Origin of the sequence: Labrenzia sp. 011 (assembly GCF_003075075.1) — a bacterium.
Classification (GTDB): domain Bacteria; phylum Pseudomonadota; class Alphaproteobacteria; order Rhizobiales; family Stappiaceae; genus Roseibium.
Genome location: NZ_QCYM01000036.1, coordinates 1 through 16,216, shown reverse-complemented (window position 1 = coordinate 16,216; position 16,216 = coordinate 1). Strand labels below are relative to the sequence as shown.

Genomic DNA, 16,216 nt, shown 5'->3' with positions numbered 1-16,216 from the left:
CACCGCCGGTCTCAGCCAGCGTCATGGTGATTGCAGCTGTCAGCGTCGTCTTGCCGTGGTCAACGTGGCCAATCGTGCCAATGTTAACGTGCGGCTTCGTGCGCTCAAATTTTTCTTTCGCCATCGGCGTCGCTCTCTGTCCAATACTCAGGTCGGTCGATAAAGGGCTCGAGCGGGACGCGCTCCGGCGCCTTGGACAGATCCGCGAGCGACGAATTGCTTCCCGTAGAACTTCCAGAGCACCCGCTCGCAGGCGATTGGATACTCCACTTTCACAAAGACCGGCATACTGCCTTCACGTGAGCCCACATGAAGACCGGCCGGTCTTGTCAGGATTTCCGGGCGAAAGAACCTTCCGTTCCGGACACTCCGATCTACACCCATGATGGAGCGGGTGAAGGGAATCGAACCCTCGTCGTCAGCTTGGAAGGCTGCTGCTCTACCATTGAGCTACACCCGCACAACGAGGAATCAGTACGATGGTGGAGGAGGTTGGATTCGAACCAACGTAGGCATAGCCAACGGATTTACAGTCCGTCCCCTTTAGCCACTCGGGCACTCCTCCATCTCGTCCTGCTTCACGCCGAAGCGATCAGGATGGCTTGACCGGAGAACCCGCCCGGAAGGGGCGAGCAATCCTGTGGCGCGTGTTATGCAGATGAGGGCCTGCCCTGTCAACGCCGATTTTGCAAAGAAATGAACAAAATCAGGGTGACGCCCGAAACAGCTGCTTCGCGCGCTGGAGATTGATCCGGCAACCGGCATTCAAAGAGTGCCCCGATCCCGGCGGCTTGTCACCTTTCCCGGATATTTTCCCCTGCCCCGGGCCCGTTTTCACCTCCGGCTGTGGACAACCCTCTTCGCATTTCGCGCAGTGGCCGGTGTTGCGGCCGCGCAGGCAATCCAGCGCGCCTGCACATCCTGGCCCGTGAAAAACGCGTCCGGCTTGCGGCGATTCACTCTTTGTTGTATCTACAACAAATGACATCTTCCCTTCAGGATATCGACTTTGTTCATATGGGCCGGTCCTGTCTCGGTCTTGCCGCCCGGCGAACCGCGAATCTGCTGACCCGGCATTTCAACCGGCATATGGCCCCGCTCGGCCTGGAACTCACCCAGTGCCAGCTTCTGGCAGCCATAGCCGACAGCTCGGCCGATTCGGCCTCCGGCATCGCCCGCTCTCTGGGCATCGACCGCTCGACGCTGGCCCGCAACCTGAAGCCGCTGGAGGCGGCCGGACTTGTCACAAGGCGTAAGGGCGACGGCCGAAAGGTGCTGCCCGTCCTGACCTCCGCGGGCGAAAGGAAGGTCGTGGACATTCACGACACCTGGCAGCGGGCACACGCGGAGCTCGACGACCTCCTGGGCGCCGCCGGAGCCGACGCGGTGCGGGCCCACATGTCGGCGTTGCGCAAGGCCGTTCACACCCTGGAGGACCGGGCCTTGGCGAAAACCACCTCCGGAGGGGAACGACACCCCGTCTCCCCCGGTCGCGACACCAGACCGGACAGGACATGACATCATGAGCGACACACAGGTGACGACGGACGACGGCGGGCCCCAGTCTCCCGGCACCCTGCCGAAGACGGCCTTTGCCAGCCTGTCCGGGTTGGAAATATTCGAAAGGATGATGGCGGGCGACCTGCCCGCCCCGCCGATCATGGCGCATATGAACATCACCATGAAGGATTTCGCCGAAGGCAGGGCGGTCTTTTCCGGCCTGCCGGCGCATGAATTCCTCAACCCGCTCGGCACGGTTCACGGCGGCTGGATCTCGACGCTGATCGACACCGCCCTGAGCTGCGCCGTGCAGACCGCTCTCAGGCCCGGCGAATCCTATACGACCACATCCCTGACCGTGAACATGGTCCGTCCGCTTCTGGCCGACAGCGGCGAAGTGACCTGCGAGGGCCGGCTCGTGCACCGGGGCTCCCGGCTGGCCACCTCGGAAGGCGGCGTCAAGGATGCCCGCGGCAGACTGATCGCCCATGGCACGGTGAGCTGCATGATCCTGCCTGTAACGGATCTTCGCCGCCCGACGGCGTAGCCTCTTCCCCTTGCCGCTTTTTGCCGCTAGATCTGCGCCATGTCGGATCACAGCAAATCATCACGGCCCCGCCCCCCTCAGGGGTCGGGCAATTTCAGGACAGGTCACCCCAGGAAGGGCGGCGGCAAACCGGCCCCGCGCCGTCCGGGCCTGCCCCCGGAAGGCCCGGTGCTGCTCTACGGCCTGCATACGGTCGAGGCCGCCTTCGCCAATCCCGACCGCAAGCGGCTGAAACTCTATGCCACGGAAAACGCCCAGCGGCGTCTCGAGGAGCGCGGTGTCACCATAGACGTGCCCATCGAACCCATGATGCCGAAAGCCCTTGACCGGATGGTGACAAAGGATGCCGTGCACCAGGGCATGATCCTGGAAGCTGATCCCCTGCCCGCCTATGGGCCGGAACACCTGTCGGGTGCCCGTCTTGTGCTCGCCCTCGACCAGGTCACCGATCCGCACAATGTCGGCGCCATCCTGCGCTCCGCCGTCGCGCTCAGCGCCGACGCGGTGGTCACCACCGAGCGCCATGCGCCGGAAGAAGGCTCCGTTCTGGCCAAGGCGGCTTCCGGCGCCCTCGACATGATCAAGCACGTGCGGGTCAAGAACATGGCCCGCTTCGTCGCCGAAATGACCGACGAAGGCTTCGGCTGCATCGCCCTCGACAGCGACGGCGCGGCCAGTCTGGAAGACACGCCCTTCACCGACCGAACCGTGCTGGTGCTCGGCTCGGAGGGCAAGGGCGTGCGCCATGGCGTACGCGAGGCCTGCGGCCTCACCGCCCGCCTCGACATGCCCGGCGAGATCCGCTCCCTCAACGTCTCCAACGCGGCCGTACTGTCGCTTTACGTGGCTCGGATGAAGATGGGGCTGTAATCCCGGCAAGCCGCACGGGGTACACGCCCTGCGGCGCCCCCTTCGCCCTGGCCGCGCAGCTCACGGTTCACGACCCGCCTCGCGTCACAGGAGCGAATGCCTACAGATGAACCGGCGTTCTACAGACCGCATAAATCGCGCGATCCGGGAAAGCCTTCGGATTTTTGTGGTTGGTAGCGAAAATTTCGCTTTGGGGCATGGACAAGCGCGGCCAATCTGTTAGAAGCCATCCCCGGCGCCGGTATAGCTCAGCTGGTAGAGCACGTGATTTGTAATCTCGGGGTCGCGGGTTCGAATCCTGCTGCCGGCACCAATTCTCCCCTGAAATTCAGAACGTTATTGACAATTTCTCCCACAGGAGATGTCCCCGTTGGCCGGGACCGTCCCTCGCCGGGCCTGTAACGCCTTCGTATGCCTGTGCGTCCATCGACCCGAGGGCAACCGACATCGCGCCAAAGCTGATCACCACGCCCCTCGGCATGCGCCGGGAAACGGATATCCGGTTTCCGGCGCCCTGCGTGAAACTGGCGGAGCACCGCGAAGTACGGATGCCTATTCCACGTTGCCCATGTATTTCGCCTGATTGATCAGGTCCTGGCATTTGGCCTCGTTGCCGGCACGGTGTTCCTTCGTTGCCTCGTCCAGCAGGACGCGCATCTTCTCGGCGACAGTCATGTCGATCTGGGACCGCACACTGTTGTCTATGGCGTTCTCGACCTTGTCGATGTCGGCGGCGCAGTCGGCAAGAGCCAGCGTCGGCCATCCGAGTGCCAGGGCCATTGCAAGGCCTGCGACCGGTCCAAGGAATCTGTTCATGCTGTTACCCTCTTTCACGCTTGAAATATCACATGGCTGCGCGACACCTTCACATCATCCGGTGATGCAGGTCCGTCATGATCCACAGGCTGCCGCCGACCATGATGAAGATCAGCACGGCGGCAAAGCCGAGGAAGAACAGGTTTTCCGCCGGAGTCGACTTCAGGTCGAGGTGCAGGAAGAAAACGAGATGCACCAGCACCTGCAGGATGGCGGCAACCGCGATGACCGCATAGACGGCCATGCCGCTCAGGAAGCCGCCCCAGACGAGGGTGAAGGGAATGGCCGTCAGGATGACCGCCAGGACAAAGCCGGTGAGATAGGTCGTGACGCTGCGTTCTGCGGAGTGGTTCATTGTCTAGGCTCCTACATGACGCCGGGCAGGTAAACGACCGAGAAGATCCCGATCCAGACGATGTCGAGAAAATGCCAGAAGAGACCCAGCCGCAGCAGCCGCGAGCGCACCGGCGGCGTCAGGCCCTTCAGCGGAATCTGCACGATCATCACCAGGATGCCGAGCGTGCCGAAACTGACATGCAGGCCGTGGGTACCCACCAGCGTGAAGAAGGCGGTCAGGAAACCGCTGACATCGGGTCCGGCGCCCTTGGCGATCATGCCCTGGAATTCCGCCAGTTCCATCGCCAGAAAGGCGAAGCCGAGCAGCGCGGTCACCACGAGCCACATGAGCACACGGCCGCTGAGCCCTCTCGCCATGGCAATGGTCGCCATGCCGAAAGTCAGGCTGGAAATCAGCAGCAGGGCCGTCTCCCCTGCCGTATGGCGCAGATCGAAGACGTCCTTCGATGTCGGGCCGGCTGCCGAGTTTTTCGACAGCACCACATAGGTCGCGAACAGCAGCGCGAAGATGATCGCATCCGTCATCAGATAGACCCAGAAGCCGAATTCCCGCGATTGCAGGGACTTCTGCTCTTCCTCTTCGAGGAGGTCGGTTGCCATGGCCGTCTCAGTCATTACGCCCTCCCCGGCAGGATTTCGCCCGATGCCGGACCGACCGGCAGAAAATCGCGCATGTCATGCAGGTCGTCCGGTGTGATCTGCGCCAGCCGGGCCTTTTCCGTTCGTGCGACCTCGGCTGCCGGCAGGATGACATCGGTCTCGTCATCAAAGGACCGGATGCCGACACACACGAGGCTGAGCACCAGACACAGCGCCGCAAGCCACCAGATGTACCAGATCATGGCAAAGCCGAGGACGAAGGCCAGCACGCCGAGGACCGGCCCCAGCGCCGAGTTCTTCGGCATGACGATATCCTCGTAGCGCTCCGGCACCTGATAGGCGGTGCCGCGGATCTTCATCTCGTGGAAGGCGTCAATGTCCCCGACCTGCGGCAGAACTGCGAAATTGTAGGGCGCAGGCGGCGAGGATGTTGCCCATTCCAGCGTGCGGCCGTTCCACGGATCGCCGGTGATATCGCGAGCCGACCCCCAGTTTTTCGCGGAGACATAGAGCTGGATGGCAATGCAGGCGATGCCGCACAGGACACACAGCGCCCCGAGGGCAGCAACGACCAGATAGGGCTGCCAGGTCGGATCGGCATAGTGCTCCATGCGCCGGCTCATGCCCAGGAAACCGAGCACATAGAGCGGCATGAAGGCGAGATAGAAGCCGATGAACCAGAACCAGAAGGAGCGGATGCCCCATTTGACGTCCAGCTTGAAGCCGAAAGCCTTCGGGAACCAGTAGTTCATGCCGGCGAAATAGCCGAACAGGGCGCCGGGAATGAGCATGTTGTGGAAATGCGCCACCAGGAAGGTGGAATTGTGCATCAGGTAATCGGCCGGCGGCAGGGCCAGCAGCACGCCGGTCACCCCGCCGATGACGAAGGTCACCATGAAGCCGATGGTGAACACCATGGCGGGATGAAACTCGATGCGGCCGCGGTACATGGTGAACAGCCAGTCGAAGATCTTCACCCCCGTGGGAACCGCGATGATCATCGTGGCGATCCCGAAGACCGCATTCACGTTGGACGAGGAGCCCATGGTGAAGAAGTGATGCAGCCAGACCGTGAAGGACAGCAGCGCGATGCAGGCGGTCGCATAGACCAGCGACGTGTAGCCGAACAGCCGCTTGCGGGAAAATGTCGCCACCACTTCGGAAAAGATGCCGAAGGCCGGCAGGATCAGGATGTAGACCTCCGGATGTCCCCAGATCCACAGCAGGTTGGCGAACATCATCATGTTGCCGCCGTCGCCATTGGTGAAGAAGTGGAACCCGAGCGTGCGGTCGAGGGCAAGCTGACCGGCGACCACCGTCAGGCCGGGAAAGGCAAAGGCGATCAGGATCGAAGCGCACAGGGCCGTCCAGGTGAACATGGGCATGCGCATGAAAGTCATGCCCGGACAGCGGTTCTTGAAGATGGTGACAATGAAATTGATCCCGGCCAGCGTGCTGCCGACACCACTGGTGATCAGCGCCCAGAGCCAGTAGTCCACGCCGACGCCGGGGCTGTACTCGATCCCCGAATAGGGCGGATACCCCGTCCAGCCGGCCTGCGAGAACTTGCCGACAACCAGCGAGATGAGCACCAGTCCGGCACCCGACGCGGTCAGCCAGAGGCTGACGGAGTTGAGGAACGGAAAGGCGACATCCCGGGCGCCGATCTGCTGCGGCACGACGATATTGATCAGCCCCGTCAGGAACGGCATGGCCACGAAGAAGATCATGATCGTTCCGTGGGAGGAAAAGATCTGCTCGAAATGCTCCGGCGGCAGATAGCCCTCGCTGTTGAGAGACACCGCCTGCTGGGCACGCATCATCAGTGCATCGACGAAGCCGCGCACCAGCATCACCAGCGACAGAACCACATACATGATGCCGATCTTCTTGTGATCGACACTTGTCAGCCAGTCCGTCCACAGCACCTTCCAGGCGCGCAGATAGGTTATGAGCAGGAACACCGCGACCCCGCCGCCAACAGTGACGGCGGCCCCGCCCATGGCGACCCAGGAGTAAAACGGTAACGCGTCAACAGTCAGACGTCCCAGCATCAGGCGGCCCCCCGGCATATCAGTTCGGCCGCTTCACTTTCGTACGGGCCCATGATCGGCGCGTATTTGCGCAGGATGATATCGAACAGCTTCGCTTCGGTGGAGGAATAATAGCTCACCGGATTTGCGACACTCTGCTTGTGAAGTTCCAGATAGGCCTTGGCGTCGAGCACGTCGGGCGCCGCGGCGACCTTCTCTTTCCAGTCCGCGAAAGCGCTTTCGTCCAGGGCGTGCGCCTTGAAATGCTGGTCGGAAAAACCGTCGCCCGAATACATGGTGTTGCGTCCCATGAAGACACCCGGACCGTCGGCCAGCAGGTTGAGCTCCGAGCGCATGCCCGCCATGGCATAGATCTGCCCGCCGAGCGCCGGGATCATCAGCGAGTTCATCACCGTGTCGGAAGTGATCTCGATGGACAGCGGCCGGTCCGCGGGAAAGGCAAGTTCGTTGACGCTGGCAACACCCAGTTCGGGGTAGATGAACAGCCACTTCCAGTCAAGCGCCACCGCCTGTACCCGGAAGGCCGGCTTGTCGGAGACCAGGGCCTTGTAGGGATCGAATTCATGGGTCCGGGTCCAGACCAGGGTGCCGAGCACGATGACAATGGCCCCCGGCACCAGCCAGATAACCGTTTCAACCACCCATGAGCCGTCCCAATCCGGTGCGTAGACGGCGCCGTTTTTCCTGCGCCGGTAGCGCCAGGCGAAGTAGAGGGTCAGAACGATTGCCGGAATGGCGACGATCATCATCACGGCAAAGGCGGTGAACAGAAGGTTCCTTTCCGCCAGCGCGATCGGCCCTTTGGGAAACAGGACCGGCGCATCGGCCAGACCGCATCCCTGGAGCAGGCCTCCGGCAGCGAAAAGCAGGACAACGGCAAGGAGTCTGGAAGCACGGTGGAAAGATCGTCCGGAGCTCGTTTCGATCATTTCTCCCCCCTGGATAAACCCGCTTCGATGCCGACACGCATGAAAGCGGAAAAAGCAATCGGCTTTAAAGTGTTGGAACATCTGATCGGCGTTTTCATGAGCGCAGGATGTTCCGGGACAGGCCGAATTTGTCTCGCATATTCAAAACCCGGGGAGACGCGCCGGCCTGGCGCATAATTGGAATGGACTCGGCAGGACCCGCCGACGGAATCAATTGACTGACTTGCGAAAGCCTAGATCAACCTTGCGTCATATGGAACCACATCCCTGCAGAAAAGTTGATCGATCCGCACATGGCAGCCAGACTTTCCCGCGTCCGTGCCGGGGCGGACGGCTTGCCGTGTCCCAATCCAGCGTTGCGTCCTATGTTCCGCCTGATCCTGCCGGTGCGAAAATCCGCGCCGGAACGTGCTCGAAGGTCATGCGCCCGTTTTTCATGCCCCAGAGCGGGCGGACGATTTCCGACACGACCTGCATCCCGGATTCGGCGGGCAGCGCAATGAAGGTCGCCTCCGCCCCCGCTTCGATGCTGCGGGCGTGGTTGATCAGGCGTCCCGGTGCGCAGGTGACCATGTCGAAGCAGGCCTGCAGTTCCGGCTCCGTACCGAGCTGATGGATGTTGGCGTAAAGATTGGCCATGCGCGAGAGCGAACAGTCGCCGTAGGGAGTGAACGGATTGAGCACATTGTTCGTCGCCACCGTGCAGCACACGCCGTGCTGATGAAAGACATGCGCCGGAGCGACACCGCGCGGCACAAGGTGATCGCTGCCCCTGCCCATCAGAAACAGATCCGTGGACGGCAGAACCGTCAGGGCAATGCCTGCGTCTTTCAGAAGAGCCACGACCTCCATGAGCTGGGGTTGAGGCATCGCCGACAGTTTGGTCACATGCCCGATGGCCACGCGTCCCTGCAAACCATGCGCGACGGTCTGCCGGGCGATCTCGTCCAGATGCCGCCATTTCGGATCCAGATCGAAGTCCAGATGGAAATCGAGATCCACGCCGAACCGGCTGGCCATCTCGAACAGGATGGCAATCTGGGCATTGGGGTCGCTATCGGTGTAGGGACAGCCGCCGAGAAGGTCAGCCCCCTTCGCAAGCGCCTCCTCCAGCAGTTCCTTCGTGCCAGGGTTGTTTGTCAGGCCTTCCTGCGGAAAGACGCAGATCTGCAGGTCCAGGGCCCAGGCAAACTCCTGCTTGAGCTGCAACACCGCCTCGAAGCCGATGAGCCCGATGCCCGGATCGATTTCGACATGGGTCCGGATCGCGTTGGTGCCCTGAACGACGGCCTTTTCGAGAACCTTTGCGCCCCGGGCGTGGATATCCGCGCGCGTAAAGGACTTCTTCGCCTCTCCGACCGAGGCGATGGCCCCTTCCAGCGTGCCGGTCTGATTGTGGCATTTATCCAGTATGCACGCCTTGTCGAGATGGAGATGGCTTTCCACGAAGCCGGGGATAAGCATGGCCCCGCGGCCTTCGAGGGTCGTTGCACCGCTCCCCAGGTCCGGACCGATAGCGCTGATGCGGTCGCCGGAGACGGCCATGTCGACGGTCCGCGCCGCGTTGCCGATGCGGACATTACGGATGACGAGTGCACTCACGCCTGCGCCTCCACGGCCGACGCGGCCTCCTGTCCACCGCCCAGATAGGCGGCGGTCAAACGGGGATCGGACGCAAGGTCCGCGGCCTTGCCTTCAAAGACGATCCGTCCCTGTTCCAGCACATAGGCATAGTCGGCAACGGCCAGCGCCATTGTCGCCACCTGATCGACGAGGAGGATCGTGATGCCCGCGTCCCGCAATTCGCCGAGGATGGCATAAAGTTCGTCGATCATTGCCGGGGCCAGTCCAAGCGAAGGCTCGTCGAGCAGCAGCACCTTCGGCCGCGCCATGAGCCCGCGTGCGATCGCCAACATCTGCTGCTCACCGCCGGACAGCAGTCCCGCGCGGCTGGTCAACCGGTCCTTCAGGCGTGGAAACCGGTCCAGATGCGCGGCAATTTCCGTGCGCTCCATCTCCGAGCGCCGGTTGTAGGCTCCCAGTTCGATGTTCTCCAGCACGGTAAGCTCGGGAAAGACCTGGCGTCCTTCGGGAACAAGCACAAGCCCACGGCCGACAAGTTCATGCGGCTGCAGCGTCTGCACCTGTTCGTCATTCAGGATGATGGTCCCCGAAACCGGCCGATGCAGGCCTGACAGGGCGGACAGGAACGTGGACTTGCCCGCACCATTTGCCCCCAGCAGCGCCACCATCTCGCCCGGACGCACCCTCAGGGAGACATCCTTCAGGACCGGCGCCGCACCATAGCCCGCCGTCAGGTTCAGCGTCGAAACGACGGGGGTCTCACTGGTTTTCAGCGGCTGGTGGCGTTTGAAGGAGGCTGTGCCGCCCTCCCCGAGATAGGCGGCGATCACCGCCTCGTTGGCCCGGATTTCCTCCGGCCTGCCATAGGCGATCGGTTTGCCCGCGTCGACGGCCTGGATGCGGTCGGAAATGCCCATGACAAGGCTCATGTCATGTTCCACAAGCACGACCGCGATCCCGAGATCCGCGATCTTGCGCAACAGCCCGGCGAGCGCCTCCTTGTCGGAGCGCATCAATCCGGCGGCCGGTTCGTCCAGAAGCAGGAAAACCGGCTGCATCGCCAGTGCCCTGGCGATCTCGACCAGACGCCGGTCCACATGCGGCAAGTCACCGGCGCGCTTTTCAAGCTCCCCTTCATATCCGCAGAAACGCAGAAGCCCCGCCGCAAGTGCCAGATTCCCGTCGGAGCGGATATCCGACCACGGACTGCCGGGCGCGCCGCGCGGCAGGCCCGACACCACATTTTCCTCCACCGAGAGATTCTCGAAGAGTTTCGTCGTCTGATAGGTGCGCGCGATACCGTTTCTGGCGACCTCATGGGCCGGCGCGCCCGCAAGGTCGCGGCCTCCCAGCAGGATTTCCCCCTCGCTGGGCCGGTAAAATCCGCTGACCATGTTGAGAACGGTCGTCTTGCCCGCCCCGTTGGGACCGATCAGGGACGTGACCTCACCGGGCCGGATTTCAAGATCAACCCCGTCGACGGCGCGCACGCCGCCGAAGGAAATCCCGAGGTTCCTGATCTGCAGCGGCCCGGGTGGTGTGTCCACCTTCAGGAACGCTCCGATTTCCTCGCCCCCAAGCGCGGATGTTTTCCTTGCCGCTGCGGGCAGAAAGGCGGCAAGCGTCCCGACCAGGCCGCGCGGCGCGATCAGCAGCACCCCGACCAGCAGGCCGCCGAAGACCAGCAGGCGGTATTCGGCCAGACCGGACAGAAATTCGGGCAGGAGAACCGTGACCAGCGCCCCGGCGAGCGGGCCCAGAACCGTCCCGGCGCCGCCGATCAGGATGGCGAACAGGAACAGGATCGACTGGGAAAAGGGAAAATTGCTCGGCGCGATGAACATCATCAGCGGCGTGAACAGACCCCCGGCAAGTCCGGCCATTGCGGCCGCAATGGCGAACGCCGCCGCCTTGACGACGAAGGGCCTGTAGCCGAGGGAGGATGCGGCGAGCTCAGCGTCCCTGATCCCCGTCATGGCCATGCCCCAGCCGCTGTCGGCAAGACGCCTGAACAGATAGAGCGACAGGCCGGCAAGCACGATGGCGAACAGCACGAGATCCCGCTCGGAAAACACGAAGCCGGCCAGTTCGGGCATGGGAAACCCCATCAGGCCGTTCTGTCCGCCGGTCAGCGAGCGCCATTCGACGGCCCCGTGCTCGACAATGAAGGCGAAGGCAATCGTCACCATCGCCAGGAACGGTCCCGCCATCCGGACGGCAGGAACGGCCAGCAGCACGCCGGCGGCACCGGCGATCAGCGCGGCCGCCGGCAGAGCCAGCCAGAAACTCAGTCCAGACAGGGTCAGGACGCCGACTCCATAGGCTCCGATCGCGAAAAAGCCGACCTGGCCCAGTGAAACGAGCCCCGTGAGCCCGTAGAGGACATTCAGTCCAACCCCGAGGATCGTGGTCAGTGCGACAAGGCCGATCACGAACTGGGTATAGCCACCGCTCATGATGGCGGCTCCGCATCCCGCGACGGTCAGGACGAGCAGGAATCCGTCCAGGTAAGCGCGCTGGTTGGCAAATCGCATCATGCTTCCTCAGACTTTCTTCACTGCGGGGCGCCCGAAAAGCCCGTCCGGCTTCAGGGTCAGCGCCAGGATGACCAGGCCGAAAACAACGATGTAGGTGGAGGACGACCCCAGGTAGGCCGTCACCAGCGCTTCCGTGACGCCGAAAATGAAACCGGCCAGCATCACGCCCGACGCCGACGTCATGCCGCCCAGAATGGCAACCGCGAAGGCCTTCAGCCCGAACAGGGTCCCCATGTCCGAATGGACGGAAAACAGCGGGGCGATCAGCAGGCCTGCACAGCCTGCGAGCATGGCGGAAATCGCGAAGGATCCGGATACCATCAGCGTGGTGTTGATGCCCATGAGCCGGGCCGCCTGGGTGTTCTGGACCACGGCGAGCAACGCCCTGCCCTGCAAGGTCTTGCGGAAGAGAAAATGGAGCGCCAGCGCGACACCGACCGCCGCCAAGGGGATCAGCAGCTGTTGCGGGTAGATGCCCGTTCCGGCGAATTGCCATGCGGACTGCGCCAGCGGCGACGACAGCGAGCGGGGCTCGTTGCCGAAGGTGAAGAGAACGGCATTGTCGAGAAAAATGCCTCCGGCGACAGTGGCCATCAGCCACGCCTCCGATTTGCGCTCCACGAAGGGGCGCACCAGAAGCATCTCCACCAGAATACCGAAAAGACCGCAGCACAGGATCGCCAGCGGATAGGCGACCATCCAGTTGATTGCGAGACGCTCGGTGAAGACATAACCGAGAACGGCCCCGAGCATGACCACGCTCCCCTGGGCGAAATTGACCGTGGACGACACGGAATAGGTGATCTGGAAGCCAAGGGCGATCAGGCCGTACATGCTTCCAAGGCCGATGCCGGTGACAAGCGCGGCAATCAAGAGGGTCATGGGCGTTTCCTGGAAAATGCGAAGAGGGGCGGAGCGTCCCCGGTGGAATTGAGTAACGCCTCCCGCAGACAAGCTGCGGGAGGCGCCGGCTTCACTTCTTGATCGGAATGATTTCACCCTCGACGAAATGCGCGAAGACATAGTCTCCCGGTGCAATCGCATCCTGATCTTCCGGCGAGAAAGGATCGGTATAGGTCTTGATCAATCCCTCGATGTTTTCGATCTCGTACATCGCCTGGCGGATCGCCGGGCCGTCGGTGGAACCGGCCTTGTCGATTGCCGCCGCCAGAAGCAGCATGGCGTCATAGGCGTTCGCGATCCCGGTCGCCGGGGTCACGTCGGCCATGGTCTCGATTTCCGGGAAGGTTTCCTGCAGCTTGGCGAACATCGCCTCCCCCTTCGGATCCCCTTCGTTGAACAGGTAGGTCTGAATGAAGTGCAGCTTCTCGCCGCTCTTGCCTGCCAGCTCGGTGAAGCGGCCGCCGGACGGACCCCAATGAGAGGCCATGGGCACATCCCAACCCATCCGGTCGAGAGATTTGACCACCTGAGCGGTCGGCGCGACATTGGCCACGACGAACAGGCCGTCGGCACCGTTTTCCTTGAGTCTCGTCAGCTGCGGTACGACATCGACGTCATTGGATTCGAATTTCTCGATGCCCGCATGCTCCATGCCGCGCTTTTCCAACGCCTTGAGCAGGCCTTTTTCGTTGGATTCACCCCATGGATTGTTGATGAGGATCATGCCGGGCTTCTTGGAACCGTAGTTCGAGATGAGATATTCGGTGATGGCTTCATCGACATATTCATCGACGGCGGACACCCGGAACACATAGTTTTCCTCGGCACCGTTCTTGGTGATGCCGGTTCCGGCGGCCCAGGGGCCGACGAACGGAACCTTCGACTGGTTGGCGAAAGGAACGATCGCAAAGGACACCGGCGTATCGAGACCGCCGATCAACGCGGCCACGCCCTCGCGCTGCACGAGTTCGCGCGCGGCGACCAGCCCCTTGCCGGGATTGCTTTCATCGTCGCGGCTGACAAGCTCGAGAGGCTTGCCCAGAACACCGCCCTTTTCATTGATTTCGTCGATGGCAATCGTCAGCCCGCGGGTGATCGCCTCGCCGGACTTGGCCGACTGGCCGCTCAGCGCGGCGACAAGACCGATCTTGATCGTGTCTTCCGCAAAGGCCGGAAGCCCCGACAGAACCGCAAGGCCGACGACACCCGACAGGAGGACGCGGCGTGTCACCTTCGGAAAAATGCGTGTGGATTTCATAAGAGTCTCCTCTGGTCTTCCGGACGACGCGTCCGAACGCAACTTTCAAAGCAAGCGTCGTGCCAAAAACTCAAAAGATATATTTTTCAGATACTTGATCGAAACTGATCGGGAATTGAGCGCTTGGGCTTCACGGCATCGCTCAAATTGCATGCAATATTTGCATACAAAATTCGCATGCAAATTTTCCGGCATCCCCTATGCTCATCCCATTCCCCTCCGCCAAGGACAAAGCCCATGCCCGAACGAAACGCCCCAGACATGCCTTCCCTTCCGGCTGAAGCCCGGATCGTCCGGAGTTTTCTGGATGCCTCCATGAAGCCCGATCCGGATCTCGCCGCCACCTTCATGGCAGAGGACGTGGTCATCACCTTTACCGGCGGCCGCACGTTCGACCACCCATCGGGACCGACGGGCTTCAACGCCGGACGCTACAACTGGGTAAAGAAGAAGATGGACCGGTTTGATGTTGCCAATGGCCAGGACGGTGTCGTGGTCTATTCCGTGGGAACGCTTTACGGCGAATGGCCCGACGGAACCCCCTTCGAGGGGAACCGCTATGTGGACCGGTTCGAGGTGCGCGACGGCAAGATCACGAAAATGGATGTCTGGAACGACAGCGCGGAGCGGATCCTGACGCGCATGGGCATTGAAGCCTGAAAGGCCCGATCTCGAGCCAGTCGCGTTTAGGCGGCTTCACGGGGTCGGGAAGACACCCTAGTCGCTTCCGCGAACTGCGCGCACGTAAGGCTCAAGCGCATCGAGATAAAAGGTCTGGCCTTTCCCTTCCGGCTTGATCAGGGCGCGGTCGGCAACCGCGCCCAGGTGATGGCGCATCAATTCACGCGCCCGTGTCGCGTCGCCCCTTGAGAGAGCCTCGATGATCTCGCGATGTTCCTGGATGCCGCATGAGGTGGAGTGGGGCCGCGAATAGAGCGCCAGCGTCAGTCCGCAGCGATAGCCGACGTCTTCCACATAGCGGATCAGTACAGGGCTCTCGGTCAGTTGCGCCAACAGGATATGAAATTCCGTGGCAAGACGGATGGAAACCGGCTCCGGGCCTTTCTTGGCGGCGATTTCCTTGTCCAGATGCACCTTCAGCGCGTCGAGTTTCTGCGGGGAGAAATTCGCGATGAGCCGGCTGACCACCAGATCCTCGATCTGGGAGCGCAGGTCGAAGAGGTCGCGGGCCTCCTCCAGGCTCGGCGTCGCAACCACCGCGCCCCGGTTCCGCCTGAGTTCAACGAGTCCTTCCGCCGCCAGCCGTTCGAGCGCCTGACGCACGATTGTCCGGCTGGAGCCGAACCGTTCGCCAAGCGAGTCTTCCGGCAGTTTCATGCCCGGCATCAGGGCCCGCTCGAGAATAGCGGATCTCAATGCGGAACAGATTTGTTTGGAGCGACTCATTCAGGCACGGCCAATGGATAGGGCATCTATCAAACAAACCAAATTTCTGCTGATTTGCCAAGTCCTTGCTGCATCGCACGGTTACAAGCTGCCGGCCAGTTGCATCCGGAGCGCATCTTCACACGCGCTTTGCGGGAGTCCGGCATCCTTTCGGGACAGTTTCTCCCGAAAGACCTTCCCCACGCCGATCAGGACGGGATCTTCCAGCCCCAGCCCATCGACACCGGCAGCAAGCCCGCCAAGGGTGCCGAACCATTGGCGCTCCTGCCGCCGCGAGACAGCGGCAACGGCGACCGCCGGAGTGTCCGCCGCCAGGCCTTCCGAGATCAGCCTGGCCCCGATCCGGCCCGCCATCCGCGCGCCCATGTAGAACACTGTCGTCGTGGCCCCATCCGTCAGTCCGTGCCAGTCCACCGTGTCCGGCAGATCGCCATGGCGACCATGACCGGTGACGAACCGGACGGACTGGGCGTGATCCCGGTGTGTCAGCGAAAGTCCGAGGCGCGCCGCCATCGCCGCAGCCGCCGTGATGCCCGGGACGACGCTGGCGGCGATGCCCTCGGCCGCCAGCCGTTCAAGCTCCTCACCGCCCCGACCGAAGATCATCGGATCGCCGGACTTCAGCCGCACCACGTGTTTGCCCTGGCGCGCCAGGCGCACCATCATGGCGTTGATGTCTTCCTGGCGGCAGCTCTCCCGCCCGCCGCGCTTGCCGACCAGAAGCCGCCTGGCTTCCCGCCGGGCCAGTTCGAGCACCGCATCGTCCACCAGATCGTCGAACAGGATGACATCCGCCGCCTGCAGGGCGCGTACCGCCTTCAGCGTCAGATATTCCGCATCCCCCGGCCCGGCCC

At 62.4% G+C, this 16,216-nt stretch carries 16 protein-coding genes and 3 tRNA genes; 5 read left to right on the top strand and 14 right to left on the bottom strand.

Features of this window, described 5'->3' with window-relative positions:
* The 3 genes from DCO57_RS21795 to DCO57_RS21785 all read right to left on the bottom strand — a co-directional run.
* On the bottom strand, positions 1–124 hold a 124-nt coding region (locus tag DCO57_RS21795), incomplete at its 3' end, for a GTP-binding protein (RefSeq protein WP_244287997.1).
* A gap of 262 nt (positions 125–386) precedes the next feature.
* Positions 387–460: transfer RNA gene (locus DCO57_RS21790), tRNA-Gly, on the bottom strand.
* A 20-nt stretch (positions 461–480) separates the two neighbouring features.
* A tRNA-Tyr gene (locus DCO57_RS21785) sits at positions 481–565 on the bottom strand.
* A 416-nt stretch (positions 566–981) separates the two neighbouring features.
* Between DCO57_RS21785 and DCO57_RS21780 the strand changes: the two genes are divergently transcribed.
* From DCO57_RS21780 to DCO57_RS21765, 4 genes are all read left to right on the top strand, one after another.
* Positions 982–1,518: a MarR family winged helix-turn-helix transcriptional regulator gene (locus DCO57_RS21780; protein ID WP_165814810.1), complete on the top strand. Its 537-nt coding sequence runs from the start codon at positions 982–984 to the stop codon at positions 1,516–1,518.
* 4 nt (positions 1,519–1,522) lie between these two features.
* Entirely contained in the window at positions 1,523–2,047 is a 525-nt protein-coding gene (locus DCO57_RS21775) for a PaaI family thioesterase (protein WP_116701030.1), read from the top strand.
* Positions 2,048–2,215: 168 nt separating this feature from the next.
* Positions 2,216–2,917, top strand: coding sequence for an RNA methyltransferase (locus tag DCO57_RS21770; protein ID WP_244287996.1), 702 nt, complete (start codon positions 2,216–2,218; stop codon positions 2,915–2,917).
* Between the two features lie 237 nt (positions 2,918–3,154).
* A tRNA-Thr gene (locus tag DCO57_RS21765) sits at positions 3,155–3,230 on the top strand.
* A 239-nt stretch (positions 3,231–3,469) separates the two neighbouring features.
* On the opposite strand, the gene DCO57_RS21760 is transcribed toward DCO57_RS21765, so the two are convergent.
* From DCO57_RS21760 to DCO57_RS21720, 9 genes are all read right to left on the bottom strand, one after another.
* The gene (locus DCO57_RS21760) at positions 3,470–3,733 is read right to left on the bottom strand and encodes a hypothetical protein (RefSeq protein WP_116701028.1); all 264 of its coding nucleotides are present in this window, start codon (positions 3,731–3,733) and stop codon (positions 3,470–3,472) included.
* Positions 3,734–3,782: 49 nt separating this feature from the next.
* Entirely contained in the window at positions 3,783–4,088 is a 306-nt protein-coding gene (cyoD, locus tag DCO57_RS21755) for a cytochrome o ubiquinol oxidase subunit IV (RefSeq protein WP_116701027.1), read from the bottom strand.
* 11 nt (positions 4,089–4,099) lie between these two features.
* Positions 4,100–4,705, bottom strand: a complete 606-nt coding sequence (gene cyoC, locus DCO57_RS21750) for a cytochrome o ubiquinol oxidase subunit III (protein WP_165814809.1) — start codon at positions 4,703–4,705, stop codon at positions 4,100–4,102.
* Positions 4,705–6,744, bottom strand: coding sequence for a cytochrome o ubiquinol oxidase subunit I (gene cyoB, locus DCO57_RS21745; protein WP_116701032.1), 2,040 nt, complete (start codon positions 6,742–6,744; stop codon positions 4,705–4,707). The genes cyoC and cyoB overlap by 1 nt, the downstream gene beginning before the upstream one ends.
* The gene (gene cyoA / locus DCO57_RS21740; protein WP_116701025.1) at positions 6,744–7,673 is read right to left on the bottom strand and encodes a ubiquinol oxidase subunit II; all 930 of its coding nucleotides are present in this window, start codon (positions 7,671–7,673) and stop codon (positions 6,744–6,746) included. The genes cyoB and cyoA overlap by 1 nt, the downstream gene beginning before the upstream one ends.
* A gap of 363 nt (positions 7,674–8,036) precedes the next feature.
* Complete coding sequence (locus DCO57_RS21735) at positions 8,037–9,275, bottom strand: amidohydrolase family protein (protein WP_116701024.1); 1,239 nt, start codon at positions 9,273–9,275, stop codon at positions 8,037–8,039.
* A complete protein-coding gene (locus DCO57_RS21730) occupies positions 9,272–11,794 on the bottom strand; it encodes a branched-chain amino acid ABC transporter ATP-binding protein/permease (protein WP_205756247.1) in 2,523 nt (840 codons plus the stop codon). The genes DCO57_RS21735 and DCO57_RS21730 overlap by 4 nt, the downstream gene beginning before the upstream one ends.
* A gap of 6 nt (positions 11,795–11,800) precedes the next feature.
* The gene (locus tag DCO57_RS21725; protein ID WP_116701023.1) at positions 11,801–12,676 is read right to left on the bottom strand and encodes a branched-chain amino acid ABC transporter permease; all 876 of its coding nucleotides are present in this window, start codon (positions 12,674–12,676) and stop codon (positions 11,801–11,803) included.
* Between the two features lie 91 nt (positions 12,677–12,767).
* Complete coding sequence (locus tag DCO57_RS21720; RefSeq protein ID WP_116701022.1) at positions 12,768–13,955, bottom strand: ABC transporter substrate-binding protein; 1,188 nt, start codon at positions 13,953–13,955, stop codon at positions 12,768–12,770.
* 237 nt (positions 13,956–14,192) lie between these two features.
* Here DCO57_RS21720 and DCO57_RS21715 point away from each other — a divergent pair, with 237 nt between their 5' ends.
* Positions 14,193–14,615: a nuclear transport factor 2 family protein gene (locus DCO57_RS21715; protein ID WP_116701021.1), complete on the top strand. Its 423-nt coding sequence runs from the start codon at positions 14,193–14,195 to the stop codon at positions 14,613–14,615.
* 57 nt (positions 14,616–14,672) lie between these two features.
* Here the strand turns inward: DCO57_RS21715 and DCO57_RS21710 are convergent, their stop codons facing one another.
* Together DCO57_RS21710 and cobA are read right to left on the bottom strand one after the other, a co-directional pair.
* Positions 14,673–15,362: a GntR family transcriptional regulator gene (locus tag DCO57_RS21710; protein ID WP_116701020.1), complete on the bottom strand. Its 690-nt coding sequence runs from the start codon at positions 15,360–15,362 to the stop codon at positions 14,673–14,675.
* Positions 15,363–15,443: 81 nt separating this feature from the next.
* The coding region (gene cobA / locus DCO57_RS21705; protein ID WP_116701019.1) for a uroporphyrinogen-III C-methyltransferase at positions 15,444–16,216 on the bottom strand (773 nt) is incomplete at its 5' end.

What these genes read in the sequence shown, in the direction of transcription:
- cyoB (WP_116701032.1), bottom strand. Translation starts at nt 6,744, where the DNA reads ATGCTGGGACGTCTGACTGTTGACGCGTTACCGTTTTACTCCTGGGTC.
- DCO57_RS21760 (WP_116701028.1), bottom strand. Translation starts at nt 3,733, where the DNA reads ATGAACAGATTCCTTGGACCGGTCGCAGGCCTTGCAATGGCCCTGGCA.
- DCO57_RS21725 (WP_116701023.1), bottom strand. Translation starts at nt 12,676, where the DNA reads ATGACCCTCTTGATTGCCGCGCTTGTCACCGGCATCGGCCTTGGAAGC.
- DCO57_RS21710 (WP_116701020.1), bottom strand. Translation starts at nt 15,362, where the DNA reads ATGAGTCGCTCCAAACAAATCTGTTCCGCATTGAGATCCGCTATTCTC.
- cyoC (WP_165814809.1), bottom strand. Translation starts at nt 4,705, where the DNA reads ATGACTGAGACGGCCATGGCAACCGACCTCCTCGAAGAGGAAGAGCAG.
- DCO57_RS21730 (WP_205756247.1), bottom strand. Translation starts at nt 11,794, where the DNA reads ATGATGCGATTTGCCAACCAGCGCGCTTACCTGGACGGATTCCTGCTC.
- cyoA (WP_116701025.1), bottom strand. Translation starts at nt 7,673, where the DNA reads ATGATCGAAACGAGCTCCGGACGATCTTTCCACCGTGCTTCCAGACTC.
- DCO57_RS21720 (WP_116701022.1), bottom strand. Translation starts at nt 13,955, where the DNA reads ATGAAATCCACACGCATTTTTCCGAAGGTGACACGCCGCGTCCTCCTG.
- DCO57_RS21775 (WP_116701030.1), top strand. Translation starts at nt 1,523, where the DNA reads ATGAGCGACACACAGGTGACGACGGACGACGGCGGGCCCCAGTCTCCC.
- DCO57_RS21715 (WP_116701021.1), top strand. Translation starts at nt 14,193, where the DNA reads ATGCCCGAACGAAACGCCCCAGACATGCCTTCCCTTCCGGCTGAAGCC.
- DCO57_RS21780 (WP_165814810.1), top strand. Translation starts at nt 982, where the DNA reads ATGACATCTTCCCTTCAGGATATCGACTTTGTTCATATGGGCCGGTCC.
- cyoD (WP_116701027.1), bottom strand. Translation starts at nt 4,088, where the DNA reads ATGAACCACTCCGCAGAACGCAGCGTCACGACCTATCTCACCGGCTTT.